The organism is Streptomyces sp. CA-146814, from assembly GCF_050942385.1.
Taxonomy (GTDB): domain Bacteria; phylum Actinomycetota; class Actinomycetes; order Streptomycetales; family Streptomycetaceae; genus Streptomyces.
Map to the genome: position 1 here is coordinate 535,247 of NZ_CP192068.1, position 13,414 is coordinate 548,660.

Consider the following 13,414-nt stretch of genomic DNA (forward strand, 5'->3'; position numbering starts at 1 on the left):
TCTCCGTCCCTTCTCCGTATCTCTCAAGCCCCGCCCCGAGTCCCCCGCCCCCCGAGCCGAGTTGGAGCACCCATGCCCCAGCACGTTCCTCCCCCGCTGCTTCCGGCAGCCGCGCCGCAGGGTCAGGGCCCGGTCTCCCCCAGGATTCCCGCCTCCCCGAGACGCATCGTCTTCCTCGCCCACCGCGACCTGGGCAACCCGGCCGCAGGCGGCTCCGAGCTGCTCATCGACCAGCTCGCCCTCGGCCTCACCGAACGGGGCCACGACGTCACCCTCCTCTGCGGCGGACAGGCCGCGCGCCGGCCCTACCGGGTCGTCTCCGCCGGATCGCAGCTGGGGCACTACCTCGGCGCGCGCTCCGCGTTCGCCCGGCAGGTCGGCAGCTGCGACCTGCTGATCGAGGTCTGCAACGGCATGCCGTACCTGGCACCGCTGTGGCACCGCGGTCCGACCGTGTGCCTGGTCAACCACGTCCACACCGATCTGTGGGAGATGCGGTTCCCGGCGCCGGTGGCCCGCGCCGGGCGTCAGCTCGAACACTGGGCCCTGTCCCGGGCCTACCGGGACCATCTGATGATCGCGGTCTCGCCGTCCACCGCGGGCGCCCTGCGTGAGCTGGGCGTTCCGGACGACCGCATCCGGCTGGTGAACAACGGCGTCCAGGATCCGCTGCCGCAGAGCGAACGGTCCGCGACCCCGCTCTTCCTGGCGCTCGGCCGGCTGGTCGACTACAAGCGCATCGATCTGCTGCTCCAGCTCTGGGAGCGGGTGCGGCCCGTCACCGGCGGCCGGCTCGTGATCGTCGGTGACGGTCCCGAGCGGGAGAAGCTGGAGAAGCTCGCCGGCCCGGATGTGGAGTTCGCCGGGCATGTGTCCGAGGCGGAGAAGCACCGGCTGCTCTGCGCGTCCTGGATGCTGCTGCATCCGGCGGCCGTGGAGGGGTGGGGGCTGGTCGTCACGGAGGCCGGGACCCGGTCGACGCCGACGCTCGGCTTCGACGTGCCCGGGCTGCGCGACTCCGTCGAGGACGGCGTCACCGGCATCCTCGCCCGGGGCGAGTCGTCCTTCGCCGCGGCCTGGTGCGCGCTGGCGCTGGACGAGGAGCGCCGCGAGGCGATGGGCAAGGCGGCGCGCGAGCGGGCCGCCGCCTACCGGTGGAGCAGCAGCGTGACCCAGCTGGAGGCCGTGGCCGCCGAGGCGATCAGCGGTACGGGGTCCTGGCCGGCGGGTGCCCGCTCGTGAAAGACCCGTCCTTCCGCCGCTCCCTCACCCTCTTCCGCGCCTTCATGCGCGAGGCGGAGGACCCGGACACCGTCTACAACCTGCTGGCCAGGGACGCGGCGGACCAGGTCGAACGGCACATGCCGCTGCACGGGAAGGTCGTCGCCGACATCGGCGGCGGCAACGGCTACTTCACCCGGGAGTTCCGGCGGCGCGGCGCGCAGAGTTACCTCTTCGAGCCGGACCGCGGGGAGCTGGGTGACCAGCGGCCGCGCGGGCCGCGGGACACCGTCGTCGCCGACGGCTACCTGCTGCCGCTGGCGGACGGGGTGGCCGATGTCGCCTTCTCCTCCAACGTGCTGGAGCACGTCGCGGACCCGCACACCTTTCTCAGCGAGATGGCGCGGGTCACCCGCCCCGGCGGGCTGATCTACGTCTCGTTCACCAACTGGTACTCGCCGTGGGGCGGCCACGAGTGGGCCCCCTGGCACTACGCCGGCGCCGAGCGCGCCCGCGCCCGTTACGAGCGGCGCACCGGCCATCCGGCCAAGCACCGCCTCGGCGAGAACCTCTTCAGGATCGGCGTCGGCCCGACGCTGCGCCATGTGCGGGGCCGCACCGACGTGGACATCGTGTCCGCCCGGTCGCGGTACTGGCCGGTCCTGCCCGAACTTGTTACCCGGGTGCCCGGACTGCGGGAATTCGCCACCTGGAACCTCCTTCTCATTCTCCGGCGGTGTTCATGACCAGCGCAGTCCACCTCCCAGCCCACCAGGCCCCGGACGGCGGCGATCCACCGCCTGCCAGACCGGTCGACGACGAGGCGCCCCGTTCGCGGCGCTGGCTGCTGGGGTTCTGGGCCACGGCGTTCGTGGCGTTCCTGGCGGTGTCGCCGGGACGCATGACGTTCGACACCAAGCTCGGCGTCGTCGTGGATCCCGGGCGGTTCCTCGGCGACCTGGGCGAGCTGTGGCACAGCCGGTCCGGCTTCGGCGGGATCACCGACCAGTACATCGGCTACCTGGTGCCGATGCTGCCGTACTACGGCCTGGCCGACCTGTTGCGGGTGCCGACCTGGCTGGCGGAGCGGCTCTGGCTCTCGCTGATCGTGGCGACCGCCTTCTGGGGTGTGCTCCGGCTGGCGGAGCGGCTGCGCGTGGGCTCCTCGGCCACCCGGCTGCTCGGCGCCGCCGTGTACGCGCTCTGGCCGACGTACACGATCGTGGTCGGCTCGACCTCGGCCGCCGCCCTGCCCGGCGCGCTGCTGCCGTGGGTGCTGCTGCCGCTGACGAACCCGCGCCTCGCACCGCGGATCGCCGCGGCCCGCTCCGCGCTGCTGATCCCGCTGATGGGCGGCGTGAACGCGGCGTCCACGCTGGCCTCGCTGCTGCCGATCGGCCTCTACCTGCTCACCCGGCCCGCCGGTCCGCGCAAGCGGGCGCTGCTGCTGTGGTGGATCCCGGGCGTGATCCTCGCGACCTTCTGGTGGATCGTCCCGCTGCTGCTGCTGGGCACCTTCGGTGAGAACTTCATGCCGTACGTGGAGTCCTCGCACACCACCACGACGACCATGTCGGCGGTCGAGATGCTGCGCGGCGCCGGCAACTGGGTCGGCTATCTGAACTTCGGCGAGGCATGGCTGCCCGCCGGCTGGACCGTCGCCACCGCGACCGTCACCATCCTGGGCTCGGCGCTCGCCGCCGCCCTGGGCCTGGCCGGTCTGGCCCGGCGCGATCTGCCCGAGCGCCGCTGGCTGGTGCTGACCGTGCTGTCCGTCGCGCTGGTCACGCTCGCCGGGTACGGCGGTGCGCTGGGCGGTCTCTTCCACGGGACCGTGCAGGAGTGGCTGGACACCTGGCTGGTGCCGTTCCGGAACATCTACAAGTTCCAGACCGGTCTGGCGCTGGCGCTGGCGCTCGGCCTGGCGCACATCGCCGCCGTGGCCGCGCTGCGGTCCGGCCGCGACGAGCGGGTGCCGGTGCGGGCGCGCCGACTGGCTCCGGTGATCGCCGCCGTCCTCGTGCTGCCGGGTCTGGCCTGGCCGTACGTCAACGGGTCGATCCTGCAGCCGGGTTCGTTCAAGGAGATCCCGGACCACTGGTCGAAGGCCGCGGGCTGGCTGAAGGAGAACTCGCCGGACGACCGGGCCCTCGTGGTCCCGGCCACCGCGCACGGCATCTACACCTGGGGCTCGACCATCGACCAGCCGCTCGACGTGCTGGCCGACACGCCGTACGCCCAGCGCGACTACGTCCCGTTCGGCACGCCGGGCAACCGGCGGGCGATGGACGCGGTCGAGCAGGCGCTGACCTCCGGCGGCCAGGTGCCCGGGCTGAGCGAGTACCTGAACCGGGCCGGGCTGCACTACGTCGTGGTCCGCAACGACCTGGACCCGGACCAGCTGGGATACGTCCCGACCACCACGGTCAAGCGCACCCTGGAGGCCTCCGGATACAAGAGGGTCACCGGCTTCGGACCCGTCATGACCGGCGGCCGCATAGCCGACGGCACGCCGGTGCAGATCGAGGGCCTCTTCCCGCGCCAGGAGGCGGTGGAGATCTACGAGCCGCCGAACGGCACCGAGCGTCCCGGGCGGGCGACCGTCGCACCCGTCTCCGCGACCGCCGTCGTCAGCGGCGGCCCGGAGTCGCTGCTGCCGCTCTCCGCGAGCGGCGCCCTGGAGGGCCGGCCCACCGTGCTCGCCGGTGACGCCCACCCGGGCGTCGGCAAGCCGTCGCTCTACGCGGCGGGCGACGGACTGCGCCGCGCCGACACCCGGTTCGGCCTGGTCAACACCAACACGTCGCACACCTACACGGCCGACGAGCGCAACGCGCCGGAGTCGGAGCAGGACCCGGGCGCCTCACCGCGCCAGATCCTGCCGACCGAGGGCAAGGAGCACCAGACCACGGCGGTGCTGCGCGGCGCGAAGTCGGTGAGCGCGTCGTCCATCGGCAACTGGCTGTTCCACCTGCCGCAGTACGACCCGGCCAACGCCTTCGACGGCAACCCGGACACCGCCTGGGCCGAGGGCTCGGCCGCCTCGCCGAAGGACGAGTGGGTCCGGATCGACTTCTCCGGTACGCAGGAGATCCCGGCCTCGCTGCAGCTCACCCCGCTGCCGAGCAACGGTGTGCGGGCGGCGGCGACGGAGGTGCGGGTCGAGACCGACCGCGGCTCCAAGGACAGCCCGGTCCGCCCCGACGGCTCGCCGCAGGAGGTGGCCGCGCCCGCCGGGCCGGCCTCCTGGCTGAAGGTGACGATCCTCAAGTCCCAGCAGGGGCGCCCGGGTCTCACCGGCGCCGGGTTCACCGACATCGCCATCCCCGGCGTGCAGGTGACCCGGATGCTGGAGCTGCCGTCCGACGCTCCGCGTGAGGGGGCCGACGCGTCGGTCTACTCGCTGAAGCGCGGCAGCGACCCGGGCGGGCTCTCGGCGGTCGCCGCCGAGACCGGACTGCACCGCCAGTTCACGGCCGGCCAGGCCGGTCCGTACAAGGTCGCCGCGAGCGCGGTGCCCGTTCCGGGCGAGGCGCTGGACAAGCTGCTGTTCGACCTGACGGGCGAGCGCGAGAAGATCCTGGTGAGCGCCGACTCCACGGCGCGTCTGGGCACCAACCTGAGTGCCCGCAACCTGACGGACGGCGACCTCACCACCGCGTGGATCGCCGGCGACCGTCCCGTACTCCGGCTGTCCTGGCCGGCGAAGACCCAGGTCGGCGAGATCGTGTTCGCGGCGGCCGGCGGGATCTCCACCCGGCCCGAGCAGGTGCAGATCAGCTCGCCGGACGGCACGGCGGTCGCGGCGGTGGACGAGAACGGCATGGCCCGCTTCTCGCCCATCACCACCGACCGGATGGACATCACCATCTCGCGCACGGCACCGCTCACCGTCCACAACCCTTTCGCCGGCGACCAGTTGCAGCTGCCGGTCGGGCTGAGCGAGGTCTACATCCCCGCGCTGGACGCGTTCCGTTCGCCGCAGCCCGACCCGACGGAGAAGTTCAGCCTGCCCTGCGGTCAGGGGCCGGTCCTCTCCATCGGCGGCACGCTCATGGAGACCAAGGCCGAGGGCCGGGTCAGGGACCTGACCGAGCGCCGTCCCATCGCGGTCTCGCTCTGCTCCGAGCGGTCCGAGGTGGAGCTGGGCGCGTCGACCCACACCGTGGAGGCCGGTGACGCCGGTCCGCTCGCCATCACCGACGTCACGCTCTCCACCGGCGAGACGAAGGCTCCGGCGGCCACCGCCCGGACGGTCGACGTGGAGCAGAACGACGGTGACCGCCGCACGCTGACGGTCGGCGCCGGCGAGGCCTCGTACCTCCAGCTCCACGAGAACCACAACAAGGGCTGGAAGGCCACGCTGAACGGCAAGGAGCTGACGCCGCTGCGGATCGACGGCTGGCAGCAGGCCTGGCTGGTCCCCGAAGGGGAGGGAGGCACGGTCACCCTGGAGTACGAGCCCGCGCTGCTCTACCGGGCCGGGCTGATCGGGGCCGGGGTGATGTTCCTGGTGCTGGTGGGGCTGGCCGTCTTCCGGCGCAAGAGCTCCGCTCCGGCGGAGGAGGCGTACGAGCGTGAGGAGCGGGCCGTCCCGCCGGCCCCCGGGCTGATCCTCGGCACCGTGGCGCTGACCCTGGTCGGCATCGTGATCGCGGGGCCGCTCGCCCTGGTGGTGCCCGTGCTCGCCGTACTGGCCCACTTCCGCCCGTCGTTGCTGGCACCGGTCGCCTTCGCGTCGATGGCAGCGGCCGGAGTGGTCGTGGCCGTCTCCACCGGCGAGTACACCGCCGTCGGGGAGGGCGCCTTCGGCCCGACGGCTCAACTCCTCGCGCTGATCGCCCTGTTCGCCGCACTGGTCACGGTCGGGTCCGCCCCGGTCCGGGGCAGGCGACGGGCCGGCCGGCCCACCGGGCCGGCGGCGGCCGCCGACGGAGGCGATGGTCCGGCGACGGTCCCGCAGCAGGCGGTGCCGCCGTCCGGCCGGACCCTCTCCGCCGACGCCAAGCGGCCGCACACCGATCCGCCCGCGCGCGGTCCGGGCGGCCCGACGGCTCCGCCCGGCAGTGGAGGAACCAGCGGATGACCGCCACGCACCCCGCCCGGCCGTTCGCGGCCGGGCGGCTGCCCCGGGTTCCGTTCCCCGTCGTGGACGAGGTGGACCGGCACTGCGCGCAGGAGGCCGAGCCCAGCACCGTACACATCGAGGTCCGGCTGCCCGGCCGGCTGGAGGAGGACCGGCTGCGTGCCGCGTTCGCCGCGTCGCTGGCCCGGCATCCACGGGCGCTGATGCGGGAGCGGCCGCGCTCCGCGTTCGCCCGGCGGTACGAATGGGAGCTGACGGACGGCCCGGACCGGGACCCGGTCAGCTTCCCGCCGGCCGCGCCCGGGGCGCTCGACCGGGCGCGGGCGGCGTCGCTCGCCGCCGCCCCGCCGCTCACCCTCTCTCCTCCACTGCGGCTCACCGTGGTCGAGGAGCCGGACCGTGAGGGGTGCGTGCTGGTGCTCACCGTGCACCACACCGCACTCGACGGACCCGCCTGTCTGCGGCTGGCGGCCACCGCCGCCGAGATCTACAGCGGGCGGACCACTCCCCCGCCGGCCGCCCCGGCCCGCCCGGCGCCCGCACCGGTGTCCCCCCGATCCCGGCCGGCCGCCCTCGCGCGGCCGGCCCGGGTGGCGGCGGGCACACCGGGCACGGTGCCCGGCAACGCGCAGCTGCTGGTCGAACTCCCGGTGCCCCGCCGGGAGTCCGGCGCGCCCTACACGGTGAACGACCAGCTGATGGTGGCCACCGCTCTGACGGTGGCCGAGTGGAACCGGCGGCAGGGTGCGGCCGAGCGGCCGCTGCGGATCACCATGCCGGTCGACGACCGCACCCGGGGTCCGGAGATGCCGATCGGCAACGGCACCCGGCTGGTCGAGGTCGGTTTCGACGCGGCGGAGGTGGCGTCCGGCACGGACATCCCGGCTCTGCTGCGCCTCACCGCCGAGCGCACCCGCGCGTTGAAGGCGCAGCCGCGTCCTCAACTGGGCCGTTCGGTCTCGCTGTTGACCACTCCGCTGCTCCCGGTCGCCGCGCGTGCGGCGTACACGCGGGGGCTGCGGGTGCTGGCGGGGCCGTGGACCTCCACGACGCTGCTGAGCAACATCGGCCGCATCCCGTACCCGTTGGACTTCGGCGACGCGGGGAAGGCCACCGCCGTGTGGTTCTCCGCGCCCGCCCGGATGCCGCGGGGACTGACGTTCACCACCGCGTCCACGGGGGGCCGACTGCATCTGGCCCTGCGCTGGTCGCGCACCCTGCTGGGCGACGGGGACGGCGAGGCGCTGCTCGGCCTGTTCACCCGGCATCTGGCCGCGACATCCTCGGAGACCGTATGACCGACACCGTCTCTCCCCCTCCCGGGCTGCGGGACTTCTACGAGAACCCGGCCGTGCCCGTCGCGTCCGGCGACGGGCGCAGCCGGCGTCAGGCGAGGCTGCTGGCCGACGCCCTGCGCGGGCGGACCGGCCAGGTCATCGTGGACGTCGGATGCGGTGACGGGACGGCCGCCGCCACCGCCGCGCCGCTCCTCACCGGGCACCGGCTGATCGGCGTCGACTGGTCGCAGGACGCGCTGCGCCGGGCCCGGCCCCGGATGGGTTCGGTGGTCCGGGGCGAGCTGGAGCACGGCGGGCTGCCGCTCGCCGACGGGTGCGCGGACGCGGTGCTCTTCAGCGAGATCCTGGAGCACCTCGTCGACCCGGACCAGGCGCTGGACGAGCTGCGGCGGATCCTGAAGCCCGGCGGCCATCTGATGCTGTCCACGCCGAACCTGGCCGCCTGGTACAACCGGGCGCTGCTGCTGGCCGGGGTGCAGCCGGTGTTCTCCGAGGTCAGCCTGCGCGGGATCCACGGCCGGCCGGGCTCGGAGGTGGTGGGCCATCTGCGGCTCTACACCGCCCGCGCGCTGCGCTCCTTCCTGACGGCCTCCGGCTTCGAGGACGTGAGGATCACCGGCGCGCCCTTCCACGGGGTGCCGCGTCCGCTGCGGCTGGTGGACAGGGCGGCGTGCGCGGTGCCGGGCGCGGCGTCCATCCTGCTGGCCCACGCGCGGCGGCGATAGCGCGATGTGGTGGGGTGTGGGGGCCGCGTTGGTGGCCAACCTGCTGTACAGCGTGGGGTTCGTGGTGGAGAAGCGGGCCCTGGGCAACCTGCCCGCGCTCTCCGCCGACAAGCCGCTGCGCGTGATCCTCGTCCTGCTGACCAGTCCGCTGTGGATCCTGGGCGCGCTGTCGCTGGCGGCCGGGTTCGCGGCGCAGCTGATCGTCTACCGCGCGCTGCCGATCGCGGCGGCACAGGGCATCTTCGTCTCCGGCCTGGTGCTGCTGCTCCTGCTCTCGTCGACGGTGCTCGGCGAGGAGTCGACCGGGCGCGAACGCTATGCGCTGGGCGGTGTCCTGCTGGCGCTGCTGATGGTCGTCGCCTCGGTGCGCGAGGGCGAGGACGTGGTGAGCTCCGGCGCCCCCTGGATGCTGGTGCTCCTGGTCTGCGTCCCGGCGCTGGCGGCGGGCGTCTGGCTCTACATACGGGTGGAGAGCCGGGCGAACAAGCGCCACCGGGTGCCGACCAGCGGGATCGGTTACGGAGTGGCGGTCGGGCTGCTGTACGGCGTCAGCTCGCTGGCGGTGAAGGGCACCTCCAGCGAGCTGACCACCACCGACCTCGGCGAGGCGGCCCGTTCGCTGTTCGGCTCGCCGTACCCGTATCTGCTGCTCTTCACCGCCGTGGCCGGTCTCGTGATGTCCCAGACGGCGCTGCAGCGCTGCCGGGCCTCGCTGATCGTGCCCGTCTGCACCACGGTGACCTGTCTGTTCACCGCGGTCCTCGGGACGCTCGCCTTCGGCGAGTCCCTGCCCGACGATCCGCTGCTGCTGACCCTGCGGCTGGCCGGCACCGCGCTGGCCCTCACCGTCCTGCTCGCCATGCCCCGCCACGACCCTCCTGCGGCGGCGGCCCCGTCCTGACCCTCCGACCAGCCACAACCGTCTCCGCCGTCCCCCACCCCTGCAACCGAGGGAGCCTCATGAACGCCGACGACCCGCTGCTGGCCATCCTGGCCTGCCCGCTCGACAAGGGCCCGCTCGCCCTGCTGGCCGACGAGGAGGCGCTGTACAACCCGCGGCTGCGCCTGAGCTACCCCATCCTGGACGGCATCCCGCAGCTGCTGCCCTCCTCGGGCCGCAAGGTGGAGGCCGACGCGCACGAGAGATACCTCGCGCACCTGAAAGCCTCGGCCGCATGACCACGTTCGCCGCGGCCGTGGCGTCCCGGCTTCCCACGGGCCTGGTCGGCGCCGCCGCCGTCGCCCTCTATCCGCGCTTCGAGCCGGAGCTGCGCCGGCTCGCCGACTTCTGCCCGCGCGGCACGGTCGCCGTGGACATCGGCGGCTGGTACGGGCCCTGGTCGCGCCGGCTCGCCAAACGGTGCGACCAGGTCGTCACCGTGGAGCCCGTACCGCACCTGGCCGGGCATCTGCGCCGTACGCTGCCGTCGAACGTGCGGGTGGTGCAGGGCGCGGCGACGGACAGCGTCGGCCCGCCGGTCCGGCTCTGGCTGCCGGAAGGCGACGACGGCGACCGCGGGGTCTCCTCGCTGGAGCGCCGGGACATCCACGCGCACAGCGTCGAGGTGGAGTCGCTCACCATCGACAGCCTGGACCTGCACGGCGTCGGTTTCGTGAAGATGGACGTCGACGGCGCGGAGGTGGCCGCGCTGCGCGGTGCGGCGGAGCTGCTGCGGCGGGACCGTCCGGCGCTCCTCGTCGAGCTGGAGAGCCGCCTCGGCCCGATCGCTCCGGCGGTCGACCTGCTCACCGGCCAGGGGTACGCGGGGTGGATCCTCACCGGACGGCGGTGGATGCCGCTGGCCGGGTTCGACCTGCCGGCCCACCAGGCGCGGACGGAACACCTGGTCCACCAGGGCCTGTTGCGCCGCGCGTTGGTGCCGCACCGCACCCGGTACATCAACTCGGTCCTGTTCCTTCCCGAAGGGCGTAGGCCGGGCTCCGGTGCGGCCTGAGCCGATCCGTCGGCGCGACCGGCGCTGACCGGGAGGTTGCGGGGCAGATGAGGGGGGAGCCGGGTGGCCGTCCTCGTCCGGGGCGGCCGCACGGTGAACCACCGAGACCGACGCGTACGTGCGCGGCGGCCGACCCCGAGGAGTTCCGCCGTGATCGAGAGCGCAGACATCCGCGAGTGGCGTACGCGTGACGTCGTCGACCCAGACGGGCGCCGGATCGGCTCCCTGGAGTCCGTGTACGTCGACACGGCGACGGACCTGCCCGCGTTCGCCACCGTGCTGACGGGCCTGCCGACCCGCCACCGGCTGGTCTTCGTCCCGCTGGCGGAGGCCGTCGTCGGCCCGGACTACCTGAAGGTCGCGCACGCCAAGGCGAAGGTGAAGGACGGCCCGTCGATCGGCACGGACGACGTCCTGCCCGCCGAGGACGAACCGGCGCTCTTCGCCTACTTCGGCCTGCCGTACCTGCCTCCGGCCGACGGCGTCCGCGTCCTGGCCCGCCGCTGACCATCTCTCGCCATACGGATAATCTCTTCCGCATGGCGGATGACTGGCCGGACCCTGAGGTGCGGACCGATCACCCATGTGGCCCGGGCCGCCGACAGCCCCTGCCGACTGCTGACTGGGCCCGCACCGGGGTGGAGACCGCGCAGTACGCGAGCATGGACGCCCGCGCGGCTGCGGGAGCTCGAAGTGCACCACGCCGACCTGGCCGCCGGACATACCTTCGCCGATGTTCCGCCCGAGGCCGCCCGCTGGATCATCGACGACATCGTCGCGGCCCGGCGGCGGCGCTCCGGCGTGCCGCCGCTGCGCATCGAGGCGACCGACACCGGTCTCGTCCATGAGCTGGGGAGCGGCGGTCCGACCGTCGGCGGACCGCAGGCCGACCTCCTCGGCTGGCTGACCGGCCGGACCGGCGGCTCCGGTCTGACCTCGCCGGACGGCGGTACGGTGCCCACCGCCCCGTACCGGATCTGACGGACGGCGCTGGGCGCTCGCCCCTCTCCGCAGGTCAACTAGGGTGTCGCCGTGAGAGTGCTGCTGGTCGAGGACGACGCCAACCTCCGGTTCGGGGTGGCCGCCGCGCTGCGGGCCGCCGGGCTCGCGGTCGACGAGGCCGTGGATCTGCCGCAGGCCGACGAGGCCCTGTTCGTCACCGCGTACGACTGCGCGGTCTTCGACCGGATGCTGCCGTCCGGCGACGCCGCCGACTATGTGGAAGGGCTGCGGCGGGACGGGCGGGCCGTTCCGGTGCTGTTCCTCACCGCCCGGGACACCGTCGCCGACCGGGTGGAGGGGTTCGCCCGGGGCGGTGACGACTATCTGGTCAAGCCGTTCGCCGTGCCGGAGCTGGTCGCCCGGGTGCGGAGCCTGTGCCGCCGCGCTCCGGCGGTGAGCCCGCCGGTGCTGCGGGTCGGGGACGTGGAGATCGACACCGCGCGGCGCCAGGTGCGGCGGGCGGGCGTCCTGCTGACCTTCACGCGCCGCGAGTTCGCGGTCCTGGAGGTGCTGGCCACCCGCGCCGACCAGGCGGTCGGCCGGGCGGAGCTGATCGAGCGGTGCTGGGACGAGATGGCGGAGCCGCAGTCCAACGTCCTGGAGGTGCTGGTCTCGCAGCTGCGCCGGAAGCTCGGCGGGCCGCCGGTCGTCCACACCGTACGAGGCGTCGGCTACCGCCTGTCCGACGAGCCCGCCCCGTGAAGGTCCCGCGCCGTCCGTTCCGCTCCTCCCGCGTACTGACGCCGACCGCCCGCGTACGGAGACTGCGCCGGCGCATCACCGTGCTCTTCGCGCTGACCAGTGCGGCGGGTCTGGTCGCGATGGCCGTGCTGGCGGTGCGCAGCGACGGCGTGCGCGGGCGCGAACAGCTGGACCGGGCGATGAGCGCCGACACCAACTGGGCGCTGGGCCTGCTGGAGACCGACGAGGACGGCAGGCTGGACACCGAGGTGCTGCTCGACAACGCCGGGACCGCCTGCCCGCCGCTCTTCCTGCTCTCCGTACCGGACGGCCTCCCGGCCCCGGACGGCCTCCCGGCCCCGGACGGTCTCCCGGCTCCGGACGGCCCCGACGGGCTGGTCGTCGAGCACGCGCCGGACCGGCCGTGTCTCAGCGTCTCCGCCGCCGCCGTACGCCGGGCCGCCGCCTCCGCCGTACGGGCCGACGAACCACGGTCCCGGGACGCGTGGACGGCGGACGGTGAGCCGGTACGGATGTTCGCGCTGCCCTTCTACCCGCCGGACGCGGAGGAGGACGCGGCGCCGCAAGGGGCGCTCGTCACCGTGGCGGACGCCTCGGCCCAGCGGGCCGACCACCGGCGGCTGGCCTGGGTGGTGACCGGTGGCTGTGCCGTGCTGGTCCTCCTGTCGGCCGGGGTCGGGCATCTGCTCTCGGGACGGGCGGTGCGGCCGGCTCTGGAGGCGCTGGACCGGCAGGAGTCGTTCCTGGCCGACGCCGCGCACGACCTGCGGACGCCGGCGGCCTCGTTGCGGACGCTCGCCGAGACCGCGCTGCGCGGTGAGACGGACAGCACCGATGTGCACCGGCGCACGCTCCGGCTCGCGGAAGGCATGGGCACGCTGGTCGACGGGCTGCTGACCCGGGCCCGGCTGATGTCGGGGACGGCGGTGCCGGCGGTGGAGCCGCTGCGGCTGGACCAGCTGGTGGAGGCCGTCGTGGAGGACGCGGCGGACGAGGGACAGCAGGTGTCGGTGCGGGTGGCGGTGCGGGCGGAGGAGGCCGTGGTGGTGGTCGCCGACCCCGACCTCGTACGCCGTGCGGTGGCCAATCTCGTCGGCAACGCACTCGTCCACGGCCACCTGCCCGGTGCGCCGGCCGAGGTGGAGGTGACCGTCGGCGGCGAGGGGACCGTCACGGTGGAGGACGCGGGGCCCGGTCTTCCGCCCGAGGTGGCGGGCGCGCTCTTCGACCGGTTCCGCAGCGGCTCCGGCTCGACCGGACTCGGCCTGTCCATCGCCTCCTGGGTCGCCCACGCGCACGGCGGCAGCCTCACGGCGGAGACCGGACGGCGCGGCGGGGCCCGGTTCACGCTGCGCCTGCCGCCAGGAGGACCGGCCACCGGCGGCTGACCGTACAGCGCCTCATCAAAACCTCAGCATCGCTCAG

Annotated in this window: 12 protein-coding genes; all 12 read left to right on the forward strand. The window is 74.0% G+C overall.

Going from position 1 to position 13,414, the window contains the following annotated elements:
• The first annotated feature begins 72 nt into the window (after nucleotides 1-72).
• The 12 genes from ACQP09_RS02210 to ACQP09_RS02265 all read left to right on the forward strand — a co-directional run bounded on the left by ACQP09_RS02210 (nucleotide 73) and on the right by ACQP09_RS02265 (nucleotide 13,377).
• Nucleotides 73-1,242, forward strand: coding sequence for a glycosyltransferase family 4 protein (locus ACQP09_RS02210; protein ID WP_433395522.1), 1,170 nt, complete (start codon nucleotides 73-75; stop codon nucleotides 1,240-1,242).
• Nucleotides 1,239-1,967 (forward strand): class I SAM-dependent methyltransferase, encoded by a 729-nt coding sequence (locus tag ACQP09_RS02215; RefSeq protein ID WP_433395523.1) that lies wholly within the window; start codon nucleotides 1,239-1,241, stop codon nucleotides 1,965-1,967. Before ACQP09_RS02210 ends, ACQP09_RS02215 begins: the two co-directional genes overlap by 4 nt.
• Nucleotides 1,964-6,307, forward strand: coding sequence for an alpha-(1->3)-arabinofuranosyltransferase domain-containing protein (locus ACQP09_RS02220; protein ID WP_433395525.1), 4,344 nt, complete (start codon nucleotides 1,964-1,966; stop codon nucleotides 6,305-6,307). The genes ACQP09_RS02215 and ACQP09_RS02220 overlap by 4 nt, the downstream gene beginning before the upstream one ends.
• Entirely contained in the window at nucleotides 6,304-7,605 is a 1,302-nt protein-coding gene (locus tag ACQP09_RS02225; protein ID WP_432149852.1) for a condensation protein, read from the forward strand. The genes ACQP09_RS02220 and ACQP09_RS02225 overlap by 4 nt, the downstream gene beginning before the upstream one ends.
• Nucleotides 7,602-8,330, forward strand: coding sequence for a class I SAM-dependent methyltransferase (locus tag ACQP09_RS02230; RefSeq protein ID WP_433395528.1), 729 nt, complete (start codon nucleotides 7,602-7,604; stop codon nucleotides 8,328-8,330). Before ACQP09_RS02225 ends, ACQP09_RS02230 begins: the two co-directional genes overlap by 4 nt.
• Before the next feature lie 4 nt (nucleotides 8,331-8,334).
• The gene (locus ACQP09_RS02235; RefSeq protein ID WP_433395530.1) at nucleotides 8,335-9,231 is read left to right on the forward strand and encodes a hypothetical protein; all 897 of its coding nucleotides are present in this window, start codon (nucleotides 8,335-8,337) and stop codon (nucleotides 9,229-9,231) included.
• 59 nt (nucleotides 9,232-9,290) lie between these two features.
• Nucleotides 9,291-9,509 (forward strand): Trm112 family protein, encoded by a 219-nt coding sequence (locus tag ACQP09_RS02240; RefSeq protein WP_433395532.1) that lies wholly within the window; start codon nucleotides 9,291-9,293, stop codon nucleotides 9,507-9,509.
• Complete coding sequence (locus ACQP09_RS02245; protein ID WP_433395534.1) at nucleotides 9,506-10,285, forward strand: FkbM family methyltransferase; 780 nt, start codon at nucleotides 9,506-9,508, stop codon at nucleotides 10,283-10,285. The genes ACQP09_RS02240 and ACQP09_RS02245 overlap by 4 nt, the downstream gene beginning before the upstream one ends.
• A gap of 150 nt (nucleotides 10,286-10,435) precedes the next feature.
• Nucleotides 10,436-10,792 carry a PRC-barrel domain-containing protein gene (locus tag ACQP09_RS02250; RefSeq protein WP_404071130.1) on the forward strand — a complete coding sequence of 119 codons (357 nt, stop codon included), beginning with the start codon at nucleotides 10,436-10,438 and terminating at the stop codon, nucleotides 10,790-10,792.
• A 186-nt stretch (nucleotides 10,793-10,978) separates the two neighbouring features.
• Entirely contained in the window at nucleotides 10,979-11,266 is a 288-nt protein-coding gene (locus ACQP09_RS02255; RefSeq protein ID WP_433395536.1) for a hypothetical protein, read from the forward strand.
• Between the two features lie 57 nt (nucleotides 11,267-11,323).
• Entirely contained in the window at nucleotides 11,324-11,989 is a 666-nt protein-coding gene (locus ACQP09_RS02260) for a winged helix-turn-helix domain-containing protein (RefSeq protein ID WP_433406470.1), read from the forward strand.
• Nucleotides 11,986-13,377 (forward strand): sensor histidine kinase, encoded by a 1,392-nt coding sequence (locus tag ACQP09_RS02265; protein WP_433395537.1) that lies wholly within the window; start codon nucleotides 11,986-11,988, stop codon nucleotides 13,375-13,377. The genes ACQP09_RS02260 and ACQP09_RS02265 overlap by 4 nt, the downstream gene beginning before the upstream one ends.
• Nucleotides 13,378-13,414: the final 37 nt, after the last annotated feature.